Below are 16,764 nucleotides of genomic sequence, written 5' to 3' on the forward strand. Positions count from 1 at the left end.
ACTTTTCCGGATCATGCTCTAGCGCGTTGCGTCCGCCAGCCAGCCGAACACCGAGAAAACCAAGGGCTTTCGCTCCAGATTGTAGGTTTCGGTGTCGCGCGCGGCGCGGACGATCTTTTCCCATACCTCAGCTAGGCGCGCAAGGCGCGGCAGGTTCTGGTTGGCATTGGCCTCATCCGCATGCAGGCGCTCCGCGATCCAGCGGTCGATGCCGTCGATGAAGGCGGCAAGCGCGACGCGATCGCTGCCGCCGAGCGAATCGCCGAGCGTGTGCAATTCGCGCGGATCGACCTGCGGCAGGCGCGCGAGCAGCGCCGCCGTGCGCTGCTGAAGCTTCAAGGCGTCGCCACCGAGCAGCGTCAGGGCCCGTGCAACGCTCCCCTCGGAGGCCTCGGCCGCCTCGCCCAGCGCGGGATCGTTCGGATCGAGCTCGGCCGCCGAAGCGGCAGCCCCGATCACATCATCCGTGGCGAGCGGCCGCAGGCGCAGCTTGCGGCAGCGCGACTGGATCGTGGCGAGCACCCGCGCGGGCGCGTGGCTCACCAGCAGGAACAGCGATTGCTGCGGCGGCTCTTCGAGAATTTTCAGAAGTGCGTTGGCCGCGTTTGGATTGAGCTCGTCGACCGTGTCGACGATGCAGACGCGCCAGCCTTCGGCCGCCGCGGTCGAGCCGAAGAACGCGATCGTCTCGCGCGTCTCGTCCACGGTGATCACGGTGCGCATCACGCCGCGATCGTTGGCGGTACGCTCCAGCGTCAGCAGGCCGCCATGCGAGCCGGCCGCCACCTGCCGCGCCACGGCGTCGTCTGGATCGATCGCGAGGTCTCCGGCGCGCTGCACGGCCGGCGAAAGCGGCTGAGGATGGGCGAGCACGAAGCGCGCCATGCGATAAGCCAGCGTCGCCTTGCCGATCCCTTGCGGTCCGCCGATCAGCCAGGCATGCGGAATGCGCCCGCTGCGATAGGCCGCAAGCAGCGCGGCCTCGGCCTCACGATGGCCGAACAGCCGCGACGTCTCGCGCGGATGCGGAATGGCGGTTTCGCGGTCGGCCTGACGCGCCCTCATGCGGAAATCACCGACGCAGGCGTGGGGAGCAGACGCTCGCGCAGCGCGGTCCAGACGCGCCCGGCGACCGTGTCCGGGTCGGAATTGGCGTCGATCAGCACGCAGCGCGCGGGATCCTCCGCCGCGATCTTGCGATAGGCCTCGCGCAGGCCCTGGTGGAAGCTGAGCTTCTCGGCCTCGAACCTGTCGGGCGCTCCGCTGCCGCGGCGCGCGGCGGCGCGCTGCAGGCCGATCTCGACCGGCAAATCGAGGATGATGGTGAGATCGGGCTTGAGATCGCCGATGGTGACCCTTTGCATGGCGTTGATCAGGCCCTCGGGCACGCGGCCAAGGCTGCCCTGATAGGCCCGCGTCGAGTCGGCGAAGCGGTCGCACAGCACCCAGACGCCCTGGCTCAGCGCCGGCTGGATCACGGTGCGGACATGGTCATCGCGCGCGGCGGCAAACAGCAGCGTCTCGGCCTCGGGGCCGAGCAGCTTGCCCATGCCCGACAGCACCAGATGACGCATGATCTCGGCGCCCGGCGAGCCGCCCGGCTCACGGGTGACCCGGATGCGCAGCTTTGCCGCCTTGAGGCGGTCAGCGAGCTTCTTGATCTGGGTCGACTTGCCCGTGCCCTCGCCGCCTTCAAAGGTGATGAAGCGTCCGCGTCCGGACGGCCGCTGTGCCGCGCTCTCACTCATGATCAGAGCTTCTCGGCGCCCGCTCGGAACATGCCGATCACGAGCTCGCTGGCGCCGTCGATCGCGCGGCGCATGGTCGAGCCGGTACCGATCGCTTCGGCGGCATAGACCGGCGTTTCGACCGCGATGTTGCCGCTGCGCCAGACCTTGACCACGCCGACCCGCTGGCCGGCCTCGACCGGCGCGCGCACCGGGCCGCTATATACGATGCGCGCAATCAGCTTGTCGCTGCCATTCTTGTGCACCATCACCTTCACCGGCGTCTTGGCGACGAGCTTGACCGAGCGGCTCTCGCCGCCGAACACCTTGGCGTAGCCGACCGGCTGCTCGGCCGCGATCAAGGTGCGGGTCTCGAAATTGCGGAAGCCCCATTCCAGCATCTTCTTGGCTTCCGTGGCGCGATCCTCGGGGTCATCGAGACCGTTGACGACGACGATCAGCCGCGTGCCGTTCTGCACGGCCGAGCCCACCATGCCATAGCCGCCTTCCTTGGTGTAGCCGGTCTTGAGACCGTCAGCGCCTTCCATCGAATTGAGCAGCGGATTGCGGTTGGGCTGGCGGATCTTGTTCCAGGTGAACTCCTTCTCGCCGAACAGTTTGTAGTATTCGGGGAAGTCGAGAATGATATGCCGGGCGAGGATGCCGAGCTCGCGCACCGTCATCTTGTTGCCGGGGTCGGGCAAGCCATTGGAATTGGCGAAGGTCGATCTGGTGAGGCCGAGCTCGCGCGCACGCTTGGTCATGAAATCGGCGGCAAAGATCCGCTCATTGCCCGCCATGGCTTCGGCCAGTGCAATGCAGGCGTCGTTACCGCTCTGGATGATCGCGCCGTGGAGGAGGTCGTCGACCGAGACCTTGCTGTTGATGGCGGCGAACATGGTGGAGCCGCCCGAGGGCGCCCCGCCCCGGCGCCAGGCGTTCTCGCTGATCCGGTACTCATCGGTCAGCTTGATGTCGCCCTTCTTGATGGCGTTGAAGACGACCTCTGCCGTCATCAGCTTCATCATGCTGGAGGGCGCGCGCAGCTCGTCGGCGTTCTTCTCGAACAGCACGCTGCCTGAGGAGGCTTCGATCAGGATCGCGGTCGGGGCATCGCCATCGAAGCCGACATCTTCCGCCTTCTTGGCGCCCTGGACGCTCTGGTTGGCAGCATAGAGCGCCCCGCCCCAGCCGATGCCAGCCACCAAAACCGTTGCGATCAGCCCGCGCGCCAGCGCGCCGGCGCGGAGCCAGTTGCGACGAAGCAAAGGAAGACGAAATGCCATGGCGAAGCCCTGAGAGAGGCCTTCTAACAGTTGGAACAGATGCGAACAACACGCGGTTCGACGCCTGCCCCTGAGATTGCACGATTCTCGCCGCGCCCCTATCGTAGCGCCTCATGTTTCCCGACCAAACCCCTGAAACAAGGCGGAAAAGCGAATGTCCTCAACCCGCATGATCAAGACCAACGGGGTCGAGCTGTTCGTCCGCGAAGCCGGCCAGGGTCCGCTGGTGGTGCTGTGCCATGGCTGGCCGGAACTGTCCTACTCCTGGCGTCACCAGATCCCCGCGCTCGCCGGGGCCGGGTTTCACGTCGTCGCCCCCGACATGCGCGGCTACGGCCAGAGCGCGGCGCCACCCGATGTGAACGCTTACTCGATCTTCGACACGGTCGGCGACGTCGTCGGCCTCGTCCAGGCGCTGGGCGAAACCAAGGCAATGGTGGTCGGCCACGACTGGGGCGCGCCGGTCGCCTGGCACGCGGCGCTGTTCCGGCCCGACATCTTCACCGCAGTCGCGGGCTTGAGCGTGCCGCCGCCGTTCCGCGGCCGCGGCAGGCCGCTCGACCTGTTGCGCCAGGGCGGCGTCACCAATTTCTACTGGCAGTATTTTCAGATACCCGGCGTCGCCGAGGCCGAGCTCGAGCGTGACGTCGCCCGCACCATGCGCGTCATCCTTGGCGGACGGGGCCTCGCCGATCCCACCGCGGCCATGTTCGTGCAGGAGGGCAAGGGCTTTCTCAGCCATGCGGGCGCCGAGGAGCCGCTGCCCGGCTGGCTGAGCGAGGCTGATCTGGCCTATTTCACCGAAAGCTTCCGCAAGTCCGGCTTCCGCGGCGGGCTGAACTGGTACCGCAACATCGACCGCAATTGGGAGCTGACCGCGCCCTGGCAGGACGCGCAGATTCACCAGCCTTCCCTGTTCATCGCAGGCTCAAAAGACGCAGTGATCACCGGCCTGATCGGGGCCAAGCGCGTCAACGAGCTCGAGCGGGTGCTGCCCAATCTCAAGGGTAAGCTGATCCTCGACGGCGCCGGCCATTGGGTGCAGCAGGAGCGGCACGACGAGGTGAACGCGGCGCTGATAACGTTCTTGAAGGCGAGCGCGGCTCAGTAGAGCCCACGGCCGCTCAGGATGCTGCGGGCCTCGGCGGCGCCATCGCCCGACGAGGGAGCGCTCTCGCTCGCATAGCGGCCGTCCTCGTCATAGGACACCGCGCGGGCGTTCTGCAGCGCCCGGCCCCGACTGCGGCTCGAGGCCGACATTTCCGAGGTCGCGTTGAGCGAGGCCATATCGGCCGAGCTGTTGCCGAGATTATAGGGCCGCCCTTCCGGCATCGGCACCTCGCCGCGAATGGCGCCACGGGTCGAGGACGGCAGCTCCGGCACGAACGGCTTGGCCGAGGCGACCCGGACCATCGAGGGCGATGGCGCCGGAACGCCGGTGCGCAAGGTCGCCAGAAGCTGGCGGTCGTCGGAACCCTCAAGCGGCGCCCGGCCGACATATTCGACCCGGACCCTGGCGACGCCATTGCCTTTGAATTCAAGCAGTTCGGCGGCCTTGTTCGAGACATCAATGAGGCGGTTGCCGTGATAGGGCCCGCGATCATTGACACGGACGATCAGCGACTTGCCGTTCGAGGTGTTGGTCACCCGCGCGTAGGACGGCATCGGCAGGGTCGGATGCGCCGCGGTCAGCGAGGTCATGTCGAACACTTCGCCGTTGGCGGTCAGGCGGCCGTGGAAATCATCACCGTACCAGGACGCCATGCCCTCGGCGCGGTAGTTGACGTCCTCCTCCGGCACGTAGGTCTTACCGGCCACGACATAGGGCTTGCCGACGCGATAGGTGCCGCCGCCCTTCGGGACCGGATCGCCCCAGGCGACGACCCGGGGGCTCGAGGACACGCCGTATTTCGGATCGACGCGGCTGGCGAACTTGTTGGAGGAGGCGCAATTGGCGAGGACAACGCACGTCGCGACCGCCGCAACACCGCGCGCGGCCCGCAAAACCGAATCTGACTGTCGGATCCCCATGTGCCCCAAATACCACTTCGCCGGAGGCGTACCCACCCCGCCTTGGCTACGGGGAAGCGCTGTCCGGTCCTTCTGATTCCGAGACGGCCCACCACCGCGTCGGAAGTGGTAAGGATAACGCAACCCGAACACGGCGGAAATGGGGAGCCCGCAGCGATCACGCCGGGATGGTAAACGCGAGGTTCGCTTCTCCCCGTTGATCTACGGAACCTGGGTGCCCTGCTCTGTGCCAAGGCTGGACATTCTGTTGCGCCAAATCCTCACTCCACCCCCATTGTCACCCCGCTCACCGAAATTCTTTTGACTGTGCAAGGCCGCACGCGTTCTCTCGGATGCAAGGGCGGGATTTGGAATTTAACGATGATCGAGACGGTTTCGGCACTGATGGGTCTGGTAAGCGCGGGGATCTTCCTGGCCCATGCGTTTGAAGGTTATCGCACGAGGGCCTGATGGCATTCGCGCGGGCGGCAAGCATCACCTCTTTCAAGGCAGCGCGTTCGGACAATTTTGATCGATCCGATCGAGCATCGAAGACGAGAGCGGCAGGTGTCCCATGCGTAATCATGACCTCGTATCCGATGGCTTCCTGGCATTGACCGCGGGCGGCTTGGTGCTGCTCTGCTCGAGCCTCGTCGCTCTTGCGTTTGCCTGAGCCCCACCTCCCCTTCTCCAACACAGCTCCACCGCGGCGACCGCACCTATCCGGATGGAAGCCCCCGGGTCATCAGCACCTTCCCGCACGTGCCGGTCAGGCTGCCGGCGCAAAAATAGCCGGCGCGTCCGAAAGCCGGGGATACGCGCCGCTCAGCGCAGACCCAACAGCGAACGGCGATAGAAGCTGTCGCGGGCCTCGTTCAGGCAGACGAAGCTGCCGTCGAAGCCCTGGCCGTAGCGCTTCTGACCCTTGCGGTAGTAGACGCCTTTCCTGAAATCGAGCCAGACCACCCTGTCCTGCGGGCAATGACGCTGCGCCTGCGCTTCGTAGCGAAACGGCGTCAGCGGCGTCGCCGAGACCTCGGCGCCGCCTGCACCAACCAGGATGGCGCCCGCGCATGCGATTGCGCCGGACCACTTGCCCAAGCCGCTCCGAGACACGCCCCACCTCCCGCTCGTCGCCGTCGTCCGACGGCCTCATTGCTTGTCCGCTTCGAGCTGCGCCAGCGCCTGGTGCAGACATTCCTGAAGCTTCTGAGCGACCTGCTCACGCGCGATACCCTTGTCTGCGAGATCGCCTGACACCTTGCGGAGGACATCGTCGATCGTCCGGCTCTCCAGATGATCTGTCACCAGCGCGGTTGCGTAGCTTGCCGCGGCATCGCCGCTGAGCCCGAGCTGGCTTGCGGCCCACAGCCCGAGCAGCTTGTTGGACCGCGCGGTGGCCTTGAACATGAATTCCTCGTCGTGGGCGAATTTGGCCTCAAAGCCCTGCTCGCGCTTGTCGAACGTGGTCATGGTCAGCTCCATTCTGATTCGCTGATGAGGATCGGACCTGCTGGGAGCGAACGTCTCCGTGCTTCACGTCAGTTTAGGATCATTTGAAGCTTCCTCCCGGAAGCCGAATGCCGTCAAGCCTGCCGATGCGCCCCAGGCGAGCAGCACGGGACGCACCAGCCCCGCGCCAGTCAATTCGGCTAAGCTTGGGATGTTTACCGTTCGTTAAGCAGACTCAGCGCCGCATGGGGCAGAGACATCGAGAGCTGACGCATGAACAGAGAGCTGCGGGAGTTTCGACGGCTTGAACGGGTCTGCCTGGAGCAGGCCGCCCTCTCCACCCTGGACCTCGCGCGAAGCGGGCTGCTGAAGGTCGCCGACGATTGTCGCATTGCGGCTGAAGCGATCGAGGCGCAATCGCCCCGCGGGGCGTTTGCGGAAGCCGTCCAGGCGCTCAAGCTGGCCTTGAGGCCAAAGGGCACGTCCAAGCGGCACTAGCGGCCGGTTCGGGGATTGGGCGGCGCGCGCGTTCGCTCAGCCCTTGGCCGCCGCCGCTTCACGCGCCAGGCGCTCGGCCTTCAGCCGTTCCTTGTTGGCGTAAAACGCCTTCTGCGCCGCTTCATGATCGCGCATGGCCTTCTCCGCCTCGACCCGGCGTGCCGCGTCGCGCGCCTGGCGCTGTTCGGGGGTCAAGGGTTTGCGTCGGAAGGAAAGGTCTTCAGTCATGGCGAAACAACCGGGCGGCGAGGAGAAAGTTCCGCATGGTCCCGTTCAAAGGCATCGGCCATGACATCAAGTTTTGTGAAAACAACCCCATGCACAGTAGCTAAGCCACTCTGCCACAAAGTTTTTTTCGATTGGCCAAAAGCCCCTTGCTCCGTCGGGCAAAACATTGGCATTCTGCGATCTTCGGAAAATCGTCAAGCAAGCGGAGGGGCCTCCACGAAAATCGCGGCGGCTAGATCTCGATGTCCGCGAGCACCGGCAAATGGTCCGAATAGGCCCTCGCCTCTGCGTCGGTCCAAACTCTCCCGAACCGGCTGTCGGCCGTCGCATAGATTCGATCAAGTCGCAGAACCGGCAACCGCGCCGGGAAGGTTCGCAGCCGCGTGCGGTTTGGGCAGACCTGCGCGAGCACGCGCCGCACCGACTTCACCCAGAACCAGTCGTTGAAATCGCCGAGGACGACGGTCCTTCCGGGCTTCACCAGGCTCGCCAGGGCCTGAGCTTGTGCGTAGCGCTCGTGGATGCTCAGGCCGAGATGAGTGGCCACCACGCGCACATCGCCGGCCGGTGTCAGCAGTCCCGTGGCAATCGCTCTGCGTGGTTCCCGCTCACGATACGACACGTCGACGATCTCGGGCACGCCGGCGAACGGAAAGCGGCTCAGGAGCATCTGACCGTAGTCGCCATCCTCAGTGACGATCGACTTGGCGTGAACGCCGTGATCGCCGACGACACTCGCCAGCTTCGCGAACGGATCGTCCGATCGCGAGCGCGAATCCACCTCCTGAAGCGCGACGACATCCGGCGACCACTTGCGAATGATGGAGCAAACACCCTCCAGATCGAACTTCGGATTGAGATTGAACGTGCCGTGCACATTCCACGTCATGAAACGCATCGGCGCCATCAGCGCCTCCCGGCGAGCCACGTCGCGACGAATTGTGCGCCGGTGCAGATCCCGAGCCAGCCCATAAACGCCAGGGCCAACAGCGATATGTTGCTCCAGGAGGCATTCCTGGCCAGATCCGCGATCTGAGCTCCCAGGACGGCCATGGCGAGAATCCCGGGCATCATGCCCAGCAGAGTCCCGACCAGGAAGTCGCGAAGCGGCAGCGTGCTCGCCCCGGCCACGACATTCACCAACGAGAATGGTGCTACGGGAATCATCCGGATGACGACGACAGCCAGAATGCCCTTGCCTACGACACGTTCCTGGATGCGCCCTGCACGTCGGCCGAGCAACTTCTGGAGGCGTTCTCGGCCAAGTGACCGTCCGATCACAAAAACGACGAAGGCGCTGAGCAAGACGCCGGCCATTGCGGTGACGAAGCCCAACCATGGCCCAAGCGCGGCAGCGGTTGCTGCAATGAGCACGAGAACCGGAAACACGACCAGCCCGCCGACGACAAAAGCTGTGATCGCGAACAGTGGACCCCAGATGGACTGCGAATAGGCAGACAGTAGCGTCGAGATGCGCGCGGCGTCGGCAAGATCGCTCAGGGACGTGTACGACCAAGCCATTGCCAGTCCGAAAAGCCCCACTGTTATCGACGCGATGCCGATGATCGTCTTCGTGCTCCACATGCGCGATGCCGCCCGTTCCAGATGAAGGGGCCGCTCAGGATCCGCCACAGGCTGGACCATTGTGGCCAGGGTACTGGTCAGGACCGAGGACTCCACGTCCCGCAGCGTCTTCGTCCCATCGGCCCTCGCCACGTCGTCCAGCAAAGCAAAAAGACGATCCGCGTTTTGCCCTATGGTCTGTTCGTCGAGACCGCAGAAATGGGCGATCAGGCGGTGGCGGACCGACGCGATGAAATCCCGATGCTCCTCGGTTGCGGCTTCAAAAATCAGGTCACATTCGCAGTCGGCACCCATCGACCGATTGTTCAGGTTGGCCGATCCGATCCTCAAGATCCTGTTATCGACGATCATGAGCTTGCTGTGCACCATCACGGCAGCTTCCGTGTCCCCGCTGCGCGAGACCGGGTAGACGAAGCGGACGCGATCGGTGACTCCTGCCGCACTGAAGCAGTCGATGAAGGCCCCGCGGCCGTTTTGCATGGCCTGGGATTCCAGCCACGAGGAATGCAGCTTGGGAGCGACGACCAGAACCCGAAGCGAAGGCACGCGAAGCATCTGTTCCGCCAGTTCACGCGCGATCTTGATGGCGCTGGTAAACTGGTTCTCGATGTAAACGAAGCTCGTTGCGGACCGGATCGCTGCAATCAACGAGCGTTCGACCTCATTGATGCTCGAGCCTGCAGGACAGACGACCTCGGTCCTGGCGATCCCCACCGGCATATGCGCAGCCTCGACCGGTACGTTGGCCGGCCACCGACCGCTCTTCGGCGCGCGCCGGTCATGGGCCTTTTGACCTGCAGCACGCCAGCGCTGCTCCGCAATGTCGAATAGCGACGCCGCAGCCTCCCCGTCGACCATGCATTGAACATCGTGAAAGGGCGGGTATGGCTTGCCTTCGGGGTCGCAGCGCAATTCGTGAACGGCGCGATGTTCACTCGTGTCCCAGCGCCTGATCGTCAGATCGAGCCCGCCGACGAACGCCAGCGAACCATCGATACAGACGATCTTCTGGTGTTGGGCCGACCCAAACGGAAGCGTGGCGTCCAGATGAAATCGGACGCGGCCACAAGTTTCGGCGGTCAATTTCGCCGCGGAGTTCCATTCCCTCTCGGAGGCGTAAAACGATACGAAGTCCCAGACGAGGATGTCGATCCGCAAGGCGGGACGGCGATGAACGAGCGCGCGCAGGAATGCGCCGAGTTGTTCCGGCAAGCCGTCATCCGCTCGTCCGGAAGCGCCGACCAGCCTGGTTTCACTATGGATATCCCATCCGATGATGTAGACGAGATCCTGCGCCTCCAGCAGCGCTTGCCGTAGGGCCGCGAAATAAGCGGCAGCATCGTTCAGAACCGCCACGCGCTGCGCTTCACACCGCCGCCAGACGGTGTCGCCGGGCATCAGGGGCGATGAACTCTGAAGCAGGTGGACCTCGCAATTCGCGTTTGCATCTAAACGCGCTGGATGCTCAAGGGGTTCCACGTACCCCGAGACAGTAGGGCTATCGCATATGACTCGTGGCGACAGCCTGCGCGCACGCCTCGTCCTTCGAGACGGCGCTTACGCGCCTCCTCAGGATGAGGCTAATAAGCGTCAGTGCCCGTTGAAACTGCTGCCGCACACTCCGCCCTCATCCTGAGGAGCCCGCCTAAAGCGGGCGTCTCGAAGGATGGCCGCAGCGAAAAGCTCTCAAATGCGACAGCCCTGCCCGAGACAGGGACGATGTTCTGCGCGTGCGAATGCTGGAGCCACTGGGCTTAGTCGGCACAATCGCACATCGCAGCTATTTGGTTCGAACAGTCTTTGCGCCGGCGCCTCTCAACGCGTCTGCAATCTTCTCCGGAGCATCGCCGTGAAAATCCACGGAGACCTCGATCGCGCCTTCCAGCTTCTGCCGCCCCTGCGGCGCGGGCGCAGCCTTGACGTCGCTACCTGCCGGCCGTGTTCCCACCGTGTTCGCATCGCCGGCGGGCTGGACGAAGACGTCGCCTCGCGGCACGCCGCATTCCTGCACGACATGCTCAACCGCAAGCTCGGCGCCGCGGCGCGTGTCGAATTCTCCGATGATCGTGCTTTCCAAGGATGCTCTCCGTGTGGTCGAGAGTGCGAACAACGGGCGAGCTGGGGCCAAGTTCCTGGCGTGGAGCGAACGACATCAAAGGCGGAGATGATGGATCGGCACCCGTGAAGATCAGAACCGAATGATCCCGAACAGGAAGAGCAGCGCCACGGTGATGAGGCCGGAGATCAGCAGCGAGCCGAGACAGCCCAGCCGGTTCGAGAAAAAGAAGAACATGAACGCCCCGCTGTGAAGCTCCCTGTCGGGGTAATCTCTCGAGTTCGATAGCGTTCCTCACGCGCTTTCGTTCGTCCTTGTGGTCAAGCACGCCAGCGCTTCATACAAGGTCATTGAGACAGGTCAATACGGGCAAGCCCGAGCTCTGGAATTCTGACCTCGACAAATCAACGGAGGCGGCCATGTCACAGCAGAGCAGCATGCATTTCTATCTCAACTGGGCCAAGGAGCGGATCGACGAGATGGACGCCGCGTTGGCCTCGTTCGAGGTCAAGGCCGGCCAGGCCAAGGCTGAGTCCAAGGTGAAGACTGATCAGCTCCTGTCCGATCTGACCACGCGCCGCGATGAGTTTCAGGAACTGCTCAAGGCCAAGACGCAAGCGGGTGAAGCCGCTTGGGCGGATGCCAAGGCCGACATGGAAGGGCAATGGAACGGCTTTGAAGCCCAGGTGAAGACCTACTTCGAAGGCGCCGGCAAACAGCTCGAGCAGCAGCAGGCCACCTTCAAGGAACTTGCGGCGGCACAGGCCAAGGCCTGGCGGGAAGCCGCGGATAAATTCCGCGAGGCCGCAGGCAAGGTGGCCGCAGCCCGCACCGCGGACCTCGATGCCGCGCTCAAACAGATGAAGTCCGATGCCTCCGAAGCAGAAGCGCGGCTGCAGAAGCTGAAGCAAGCGGGCAGCGAGTCCTGGTCGGTGATGAGCGCCGCCCTCGCCGAATCCCGCAAGGCGTTCGATCAAGCCAACAAAGCCGCGTGGGACGCGCTGAAGGGCACTGATACGAAGAGCTGAAGGCTGGTTTCGGTCGCATGCCCAAAGAGACGGGGTGTGGAGTGTGACGACGGCCGCGAGCCAAGCGTAGCTCACGCCCCCTCCTACGGGCCAACACCACGATCACTGCTCTGGACCAGGACAGTGGCCTCTCCTCGCCACTCGGAGCACGAGTGTCAACGAGCGGCAGCGGTTTGTTGGCTTGCGGAGTTCTCTGCATTGAACTCGCTCCAAGCCTGTCGGAGTATCTGGATTGAGGATGTCAGGAAGATGCCTCCCATTACGGCGGCGACGAGGAGATCGGGCCAAGCCGTGCCGGTACCCCAGACGCCCAAGGCGGCGACCACCACGATCACGTTGCCGATTGCGTCGTTTCGCGAGCAGAGCCAAACAGACCGGACGTTCGCGTCCCCATCCGTGTACGGCCTGAGCAACAAGACCGAACCGAGATTGGCCGCGAGAGCAAGAAAGCCGATCGCGCCCATGACCTCTGCCTTTGGCAAACCGAGAATGAGCGTCTGGTAGACAGTTGACCCGACAACCCAGAGCGCCATCACGCTGAGAGAGAGACCTTTGAAAAGGGCGGCGGTCGCTCGGCGCCGCAGGCTCGCACCGATCACGGCCAAGCTGAGACCATACGTCACAGTGTCGCCGAGGAAGTCCAATGCGTCCGCCTTCAACGCCTGCGAACCAGCCAACTGCCCAGCAAGCATCTCGATCAAGAACATCGTGCCGTTGACGGCGATCACGGTCCAGAGAACGCGCTTGTACGCAGGGTCCATTCCGTCGAAGACAGGGACACCGCCGGAACAACCGCATGCCGCCCCTAGGGACCCGCGCTCGGTTCGCCTGATAGGTTCGAGGTTCAACGGTGGTGGGCTGCAGCACGAGCTGTTCTGTTTACAGCATTCAGTCATGATGACGATCCTCAGTCCCCTGAGCCTATCAGCCCAAGACGCTTCCCGGTAGCTGCTGTCCCCCTCGCAGCTCGTGCTGGCTGCGCGACGAAAGGCACCGTCGCTCTCATAAGTCCACGTCTTCCATGGGCTCGCTGCAGCAGCTCTCCGTAGCACCCGTCGACTGGAAGCCGTTGGAACTGCTGAATTTTGGGAAGATCAACGACTTGGCATCAGACTGGCGGAAGGGGTGGGATTCGAACCCACGGTACCCTTGCGGGCACGCCGGTTTTCAAGACCGGTGCCTTAAACCACTCGGCCACCCTTCCAGTCCCGGAGCGCTGTCGCTTAACCCAGTCGCCAGCGCAAGGCAACGCGAAGTTGGGCGCCCTAGCCTCTTGTCAGGCCGGCGTCAGCCTGTTCCTCTAGTCTAGCCCCTTGGCAATCCTGATGCCGGCGACATCTCCCAGGGTGTCGCTGGTTGCGAGGCCCGGTTGGATTGGTCTCCATGCCCGGGCCTCGTTTTGCTGCCCGCAAACGAAAACGGCGCCCCGCGAGGAGCGCCGCTCTAAGCTGGTCTCTTGCGTCAGCTCAGTAGCCGCAGGACGCGCAGCCCATCTGCACCGGGGCGTAATAGGAATAGCCGGGCGAGACCATCTCGACGCGTTGGCGTGTGGCGTATTGCGGCGGGATGCGCTCGTACTGGACGCCCGGGGGCGCCACCATCACGGTCTGCGGCACCATCACGGTGCGATACTGCGCCGGCGTGCGGTGCGCGACCACGGCGCCCGGCGACACCATCACGGTCTCGTCGACGGTGCGGTATTGCGGCGGCACGTATTGCTGCTGATAGCAGGTCGTGCACGGCGGCGGCGTATAGCAATTATAGCAGCCGGCGGAGGCTGCGCCCGTCATGGAAATCGCGGCGACGGCTGTGGAGAAAACAACGGCGAGAGTACGAGACATTGCGGTGGCGCCCCAGTTGCCCGAAATGGATTTTGGATCAGAAGGTCGAACGAAGTATACGCCGCAAAACCTTACCTTGCCGAACTTCGTCGGGGCATCCTTAATGCGAACGGCCGATCGCGAGGGAGCGGTAAGAACTCATTGACCACGCGCATTAACGCGCGGGATGTTTGCACCGAGGTCGGCATAACGAGCGAGAGCGCTGCCCCGGCGATCGGACATCGCCGCAGGACGCGTTCGAGCACAATCCGCAGTGTTCAGCCGCCTTCGATGGTCGAGCTTCAATGCCTCGCCGCTCTTTCCAGGAACTCCAGCAGCGAGGGATCGGTCTCCTCGAGTTCGACAAAGCGGCGGCGCAGCTCGTCGGCGATTTCAGCGGTGGCATCCCGCGACCACCCCTCCGCGGTATTGAAGGCCACGATACGTGTGGGATGGAGATATTGCCCTTCGGCGAGATGTCTGAGCAGGGTCTCGCGATTGGCGTCCTCCTCGGCAGTCTCACACCAGGCGCGGCCCAGCCGGCGGCCGAAGTCATCGAGCACGAGATAGACGTCCCGGTCCGTCGAAATTTGCGGCACGAGCGATGGAGAATGACTCATGGCTAACTCCGCTACTGGCAATCCGGACCGTTGCGGACGGATCTCGATACGGCGACCGCCTCGGCCGGATTCGGAAAAAGGGATTTCGGCGATTTTTCCTAGGATGGCACGATTAAATCAAAAATAAAATGTGAATTAATAAAAATTAAATAGCAGGGTGTGGACAAATGCACTAAGTTGACCGTGCCTGGCGGGCGAGCCCGCACGTCGGGTGCCCACTTCGCAAACGGCTCCCGCTCCCACCCCCAACTGCCCACGCCCCCGGGAAGCGGGGGCCGTTCTTTCCGAATCTCCGTTCCGGCTCCGTGGTTCCTGCAACGGCGCATCCGCGCGCTCGCGTGGAGCCGCGAGTCGTTCCGAAAGCTGGCGATCCAGCCTGTGACGTGCCGATCCGCGCCTATCTCGAGCGCCGCTTCACCTCGCGCACCGCGCCGCGCGCAGCGCTGGTGGTGAGCGCGGCGTAAGCCTGAAGCGCGGTCGAGACGTTGCGCTTGCGGCTCTGCGGCTGCCAGGCGGCATCGCCCTTCGCCTCCTCCGCCGCGCGGCGCTTGGCGAGCTCCTCGTCGGAGACGTCCAGGCTGATGCTGCGGTTCGGGATGTCGATGGCGATGCGGTCGCCGTCGCGCACGAGACCGATGGTGCCGCCCTCGGCAGCTTCCGGCGACAGGTGGCCGATCGACAGGCCGGACGAGCCGCCGGAGAAACGGCCGTCGGTGACGAGCGCGCAGGCCTTTCCGAGGCCCATCGATTTCAGATAGCTGGTCGGATACAGCATCTCCTGCATGCCGGGGCCGCCGCGCGGGCCTTCGTAGCGCACGACCACGACCTCGCCGGCCACGACCTTGCCGCCCAAAATGCCTTCGACCGCCGCGTCCTGGCTTTCGAACACGCGCGCGGGACCGGAGAATTTCAGGATCGAGGCGTCGACGCCGGCGGTCTTCACGATGCAGCCGTCCTGCGCGAGGTTGCCGTAGAGCACGGCAAGACCGCCGTCCTTGCTGAAGGCGTGCGCGAGGTCGCGCACGACGCCCTTCTCGCGGTCGGCATCGAGCTCGTCGTAGCGGCGCTCCTGGCTGAAGGCGACCTGGGTCGGGATGCCGCCGGGCGAGGCGCGATAGAAGGTGCGCACCGTCTCGCTCTTGGTGCGCTTGATGTCCCAGCGCTCCAATGCCTCGTTCATGGTCGGCGCGTGCACGGTCGAGACCGAGGTGTCGATCAGCCCGGCGCGGTCGAGCTCGCCGAGAATGCCCATGATGCCGCCGGCGCGATGCACGTCCTCGACATGCACGTCGGCCACTGACGGCGCGACCTTGCAAAGCACGGGCACGCGGCGCGACAGCCGGTCGATGTCGCGCATGGTGAACTCGACCTGCCCTTCATGGGCGGCGGCGAGCAGATGCAGCACGGTGTTGGTCGAGCCGCCCATCGCGATGTCGAGCGTCATCGCGTTCTCGAATGCCTTGAGGTTGGCGATGTTGCGCGGCAGCACGGACGCGTCGTCCTGCTCGTAATAGCGGCGGACGAGATCGACGATGGTGTGACCGGCCTCGACGAACAGGCGCTTGCGGTCGGCGTGGGTCGCGACCACCGAGCCGTTGCCGGGCAGCGCGAGGCCGAGCGCCTCGGTGAGGCAGTTCATCGAGTTCGCCGTGAACATGCCCGAGCAGGAGCCGCAGGTCGGGCACGCCGAGCGCTCGATCACCTTGACGTCGTCGTCGCTGACCTTGGAATCGGCGGCCGCCACCATGGCGTCGATGAGGTCGACGGCTTTGGTCTTGCCCTCGAGCTTGACCTTGCCGGCCTCCATCGGGCCGCCGGAGATGAACACGGCGGGAATGTTGAGCCGCAGCGCGGCCATCAGCATGCCGGGCGTGATCTTGTCGCAGTTGGAGATGCAGACGAGGCCGTCGGCGCAATGCGCGTTGGCCATGTACTCGACGCTGTCGGCGATCAGTTCGCGCGACGGCAGGCTGTAGAGCATGCCGTCATGGCCCATGGCGATGCCGTCATCGACCGCGATGGTGTTGAATTCCTTGGCAACGCCGCCGGCCTGCTCGATCTCGCGCGCCACCAGCTGGCCGAGATCCTTGAGATGGACGTGACCGGGCACGAACTGGGTGAAGGAGTTGACGACTGCGATGATCGGCTTGCCGAAATCCGCATCCTTCATGCCCGTCGCGCGCCAGAGGCCGCGGGCGCCCGCCATGTTACGGCCGTGGGTGGTGGTGCGGGAGCGATAGGCTGGCATGTTTCCGTCCTCGGGTTTGCCGGCCGGGCGGGAAAATGTGGAGCCGCCTCAGGCCTTTCCGGCCGGATAGCGCACGCGCCGGGCGGGCGCAACGGGAACTTGGGCATGGCAGGGCTCCCCTGCCCCCGGCACGGGCTCTCTCTCGTGCCCCGGACGCAGCGCAGCGTCTCTTCGACGGTGCGCTGCAGAGCCGGGGCCCATGTGGGA

The 16,764-nt window shown here is 64.5% G+C and carries 17 protein-coding genes and 1 tRNA gene; 3 read left to right on the top strand and 15 right to left on the bottom strand.

Going from position 1 to position 16,764, the window contains the following annotated elements; all coding sequences use genetic code 11:
- Positions 1-18 precede the first annotated feature (18 nt).
- The 3 genes from CVM73_RS03005 to CVM73_RS03015 are packed head-to-tail and all read right to left on the bottom strand — an operon-like array spanning position 19 to position 3,013.
- Positions 19-1,065 (bottom strand): DNA polymerase III subunit delta', encoded by a 1,047-nt coding sequence (locus CVM73_RS03005; RefSeq protein ID WP_100230529.1) that lies wholly within the window; start codon positions 1,063-1,065, stop codon positions 19-21.
- The gene (gene tmk / locus CVM73_RS03010; RefSeq protein ID WP_100230530.1) at positions 1,062-1,748 is read right to left on the bottom strand and encodes a dTMP kinase; all 687 of its coding nucleotides are present in this window, start codon (positions 1,746-1,748) and stop codon (positions 1,062-1,064) included. The genes CVM73_RS03005 and tmk overlap by 4 nt, the downstream gene beginning before the upstream one ends.
- Positions 1,749-1,750: 2 nt before the next feature.
- Complete coding sequence (locus CVM73_RS03015; RefSeq protein ID WP_100230531.1) at positions 1,751-3,013, bottom strand: D-alanyl-D-alanine carboxypeptidase family protein; 1,263 nt, start codon at positions 3,011-3,013, stop codon at positions 1,751-1,753.
- A gap of 154 nt (positions 3,014-3,167) precedes the next feature.
- Here CVM73_RS03015 and CVM73_RS03020 point away from each other — a divergent pair, with 154 nt between their 5' ends.
- Positions 3,168-4,124: an alpha/beta fold hydrolase gene (locus CVM73_RS03020; protein ID WP_100230532.1), complete on the top strand. Its 957-nt coding sequence runs from the start codon at positions 3,168-3,170 to the stop codon at positions 4,122-4,124.
- Here CVM73_RS03020 and CVM73_RS03025 read toward each other — a convergent pair.
- The 3 genes from CVM73_RS03025 to CVM73_RS03040 form a co-directional block, all read right to left on the bottom strand.
- On the bottom strand, positions 4,118-5,044 hold the full coding sequence (locus tag CVM73_RS03025; RefSeq protein ID WP_100230533.1) for a septal ring lytic transglycosylase RlpA family protein: 927 nt from the start codon (positions 5,042-5,044) through the stop codon (positions 4,118-4,120). The two genes, CVM73_RS03020 and CVM73_RS03025, sit on opposite strands and share 7 nt — an antisense overlap.
- An 804-nt stretch (positions 5,045-5,848) precedes the next feature.
- Complete coding sequence (locus CVM73_RS03035; protein WP_100230534.1) at positions 5,849-6,139, bottom strand: hypothetical protein; 291 nt, start codon at positions 6,137-6,139, stop codon at positions 5,849-5,851.
- Positions 6,140-6,175: 36 nt separating this feature from the next.
- Positions 6,176-6,496: a DUF1476 domain-containing protein gene (locus CVM73_RS03040; protein WP_167406592.1), complete on the bottom strand. Its 321-nt coding sequence runs from the start codon at positions 6,494-6,496 to the stop codon at positions 6,176-6,178.
- A gap of 252 nt (positions 6,497-6,748) precedes the next feature.
- On the opposite strand from CVM73_RS03040, the gene CVM73_RS03045 reads away from it, so the two are divergent.
- Positions 6,749-6,973, top strand: a complete 225-nt coding sequence (locus tag CVM73_RS03045; protein ID WP_100230536.1) for a hypothetical protein — start codon at positions 6,749-6,751, stop codon at positions 6,971-6,973.
- 36 nt (positions 6,974-7,009) lie between these two features.
- Here CVM73_RS03045 and CVM73_RS03050 read toward each other — a convergent pair whose 3' ends face one another.
- The 4 genes from CVM73_RS03050 to CVM73_RS03065 form a co-directional block, all read right to left on the bottom strand.
- Positions 7,010-7,201, bottom strand: coding sequence for a hypothetical protein (locus CVM73_RS03050; RefSeq protein ID WP_100230537.1), 192 nt, complete (start codon positions 7,199-7,201; stop codon positions 7,010-7,012).
- A 232-nt stretch (positions 7,202-7,433) separates the two neighbouring features.
- Positions 7,434-8,108: an endonuclease/exonuclease/phosphatase family protein gene (locus CVM73_RS03055; RefSeq protein WP_100230538.1), complete on the bottom strand. Its 675-nt coding sequence runs from the start codon at positions 8,106-8,108 to the stop codon at positions 7,434-7,436.
- Entirely contained in the window at positions 8,108-10,183 is a 2,076-nt protein-coding gene (locus CVM73_RS03060) for a VTT domain-containing protein (RefSeq protein WP_245452202.1), read from the bottom strand. Before CVM73_RS03060 ends, CVM73_RS03055 begins: the two co-directional genes overlap by 1 nt.
- A gap of 382 nt (positions 10,184-10,565) precedes the next feature.
- Positions 10,566-10,862: a hypothetical protein gene (locus tag CVM73_RS03065; RefSeq protein ID WP_100230539.1), complete on the bottom strand. Its 297-nt coding sequence runs from the start codon at positions 10,860-10,862 to the stop codon at positions 10,566-10,568.
- A gap of 398 nt (positions 10,863-11,260) precedes the next feature.
- On the opposite strand from CVM73_RS03065, the gene CVM73_RS03070 reads away from it, so the two are divergent.
- Positions 11,261-11,869 (top strand): sll1863 family stress response protein, encoded by a 609-nt coding sequence (locus CVM73_RS03070; RefSeq protein WP_100230791.1) that lies wholly within the window; start codon positions 11,261-11,263, stop codon positions 11,867-11,869.
- Positions 11,870-12,024: 155 nt separating this feature from the next.
- On the opposite strand, the gene CVM73_RS03075 is transcribed toward CVM73_RS03070, so the two are convergent.
- From CVM73_RS03075 to ilvD, 5 genes are all read right to left on the bottom strand, one after another.
- A complete protein-coding gene (locus CVM73_RS03075) occupies positions 12,025-12,765 on the bottom strand; it encodes a cation efflux transmembrane domain-containing protein (protein ID WP_100230540.1) in 741 nt (246 codons plus the stop codon).
- A gap of 218 nt (positions 12,766-12,983) precedes the next feature.
- Positions 12,984-13,073, bottom strand: a tRNA-Ser gene (locus CVM73_RS03080).
- 262 nt (positions 13,074-13,335) lie between these two features.
- A complete protein-coding gene (locus tag CVM73_RS03085; RefSeq protein ID WP_036017268.1) occupies positions 13,336-13,659 on the bottom strand; it encodes a hypothetical protein in 324 nt (107 codons plus the stop codon).
- Positions 13,660-13,991: 332 nt separating this feature from the next.
- A complete protein-coding gene (locus CVM73_RS03090; RefSeq protein WP_100230541.1) occupies positions 13,992-14,309 on the bottom strand; it encodes a hypothetical protein in 318 nt (105 codons plus the stop codon).
- 397 nt (positions 14,310-14,706) lie between these two features.
- Positions 14,707-16,557: a dihydroxy-acid dehydratase gene (ilvD, locus tag CVM73_RS03095; RefSeq protein ID WP_100230542.1), complete on the bottom strand. Its 1,851-nt coding sequence runs from the start codon at positions 16,555-16,557 to the stop codon at positions 14,707-14,709.
- Positions 16,558-16,764: the final 207 nt, after the last annotated feature.

Origin of the sequence: Bradyrhizobium forestalis (assembly GCF_002795245.1) — a bacterium.
GTDB lineage: Bacteria > Pseudomonadota > Alphaproteobacteria > Rhizobiales > Xanthobacteraceae > Bradyrhizobium > Bradyrhizobium forestalis.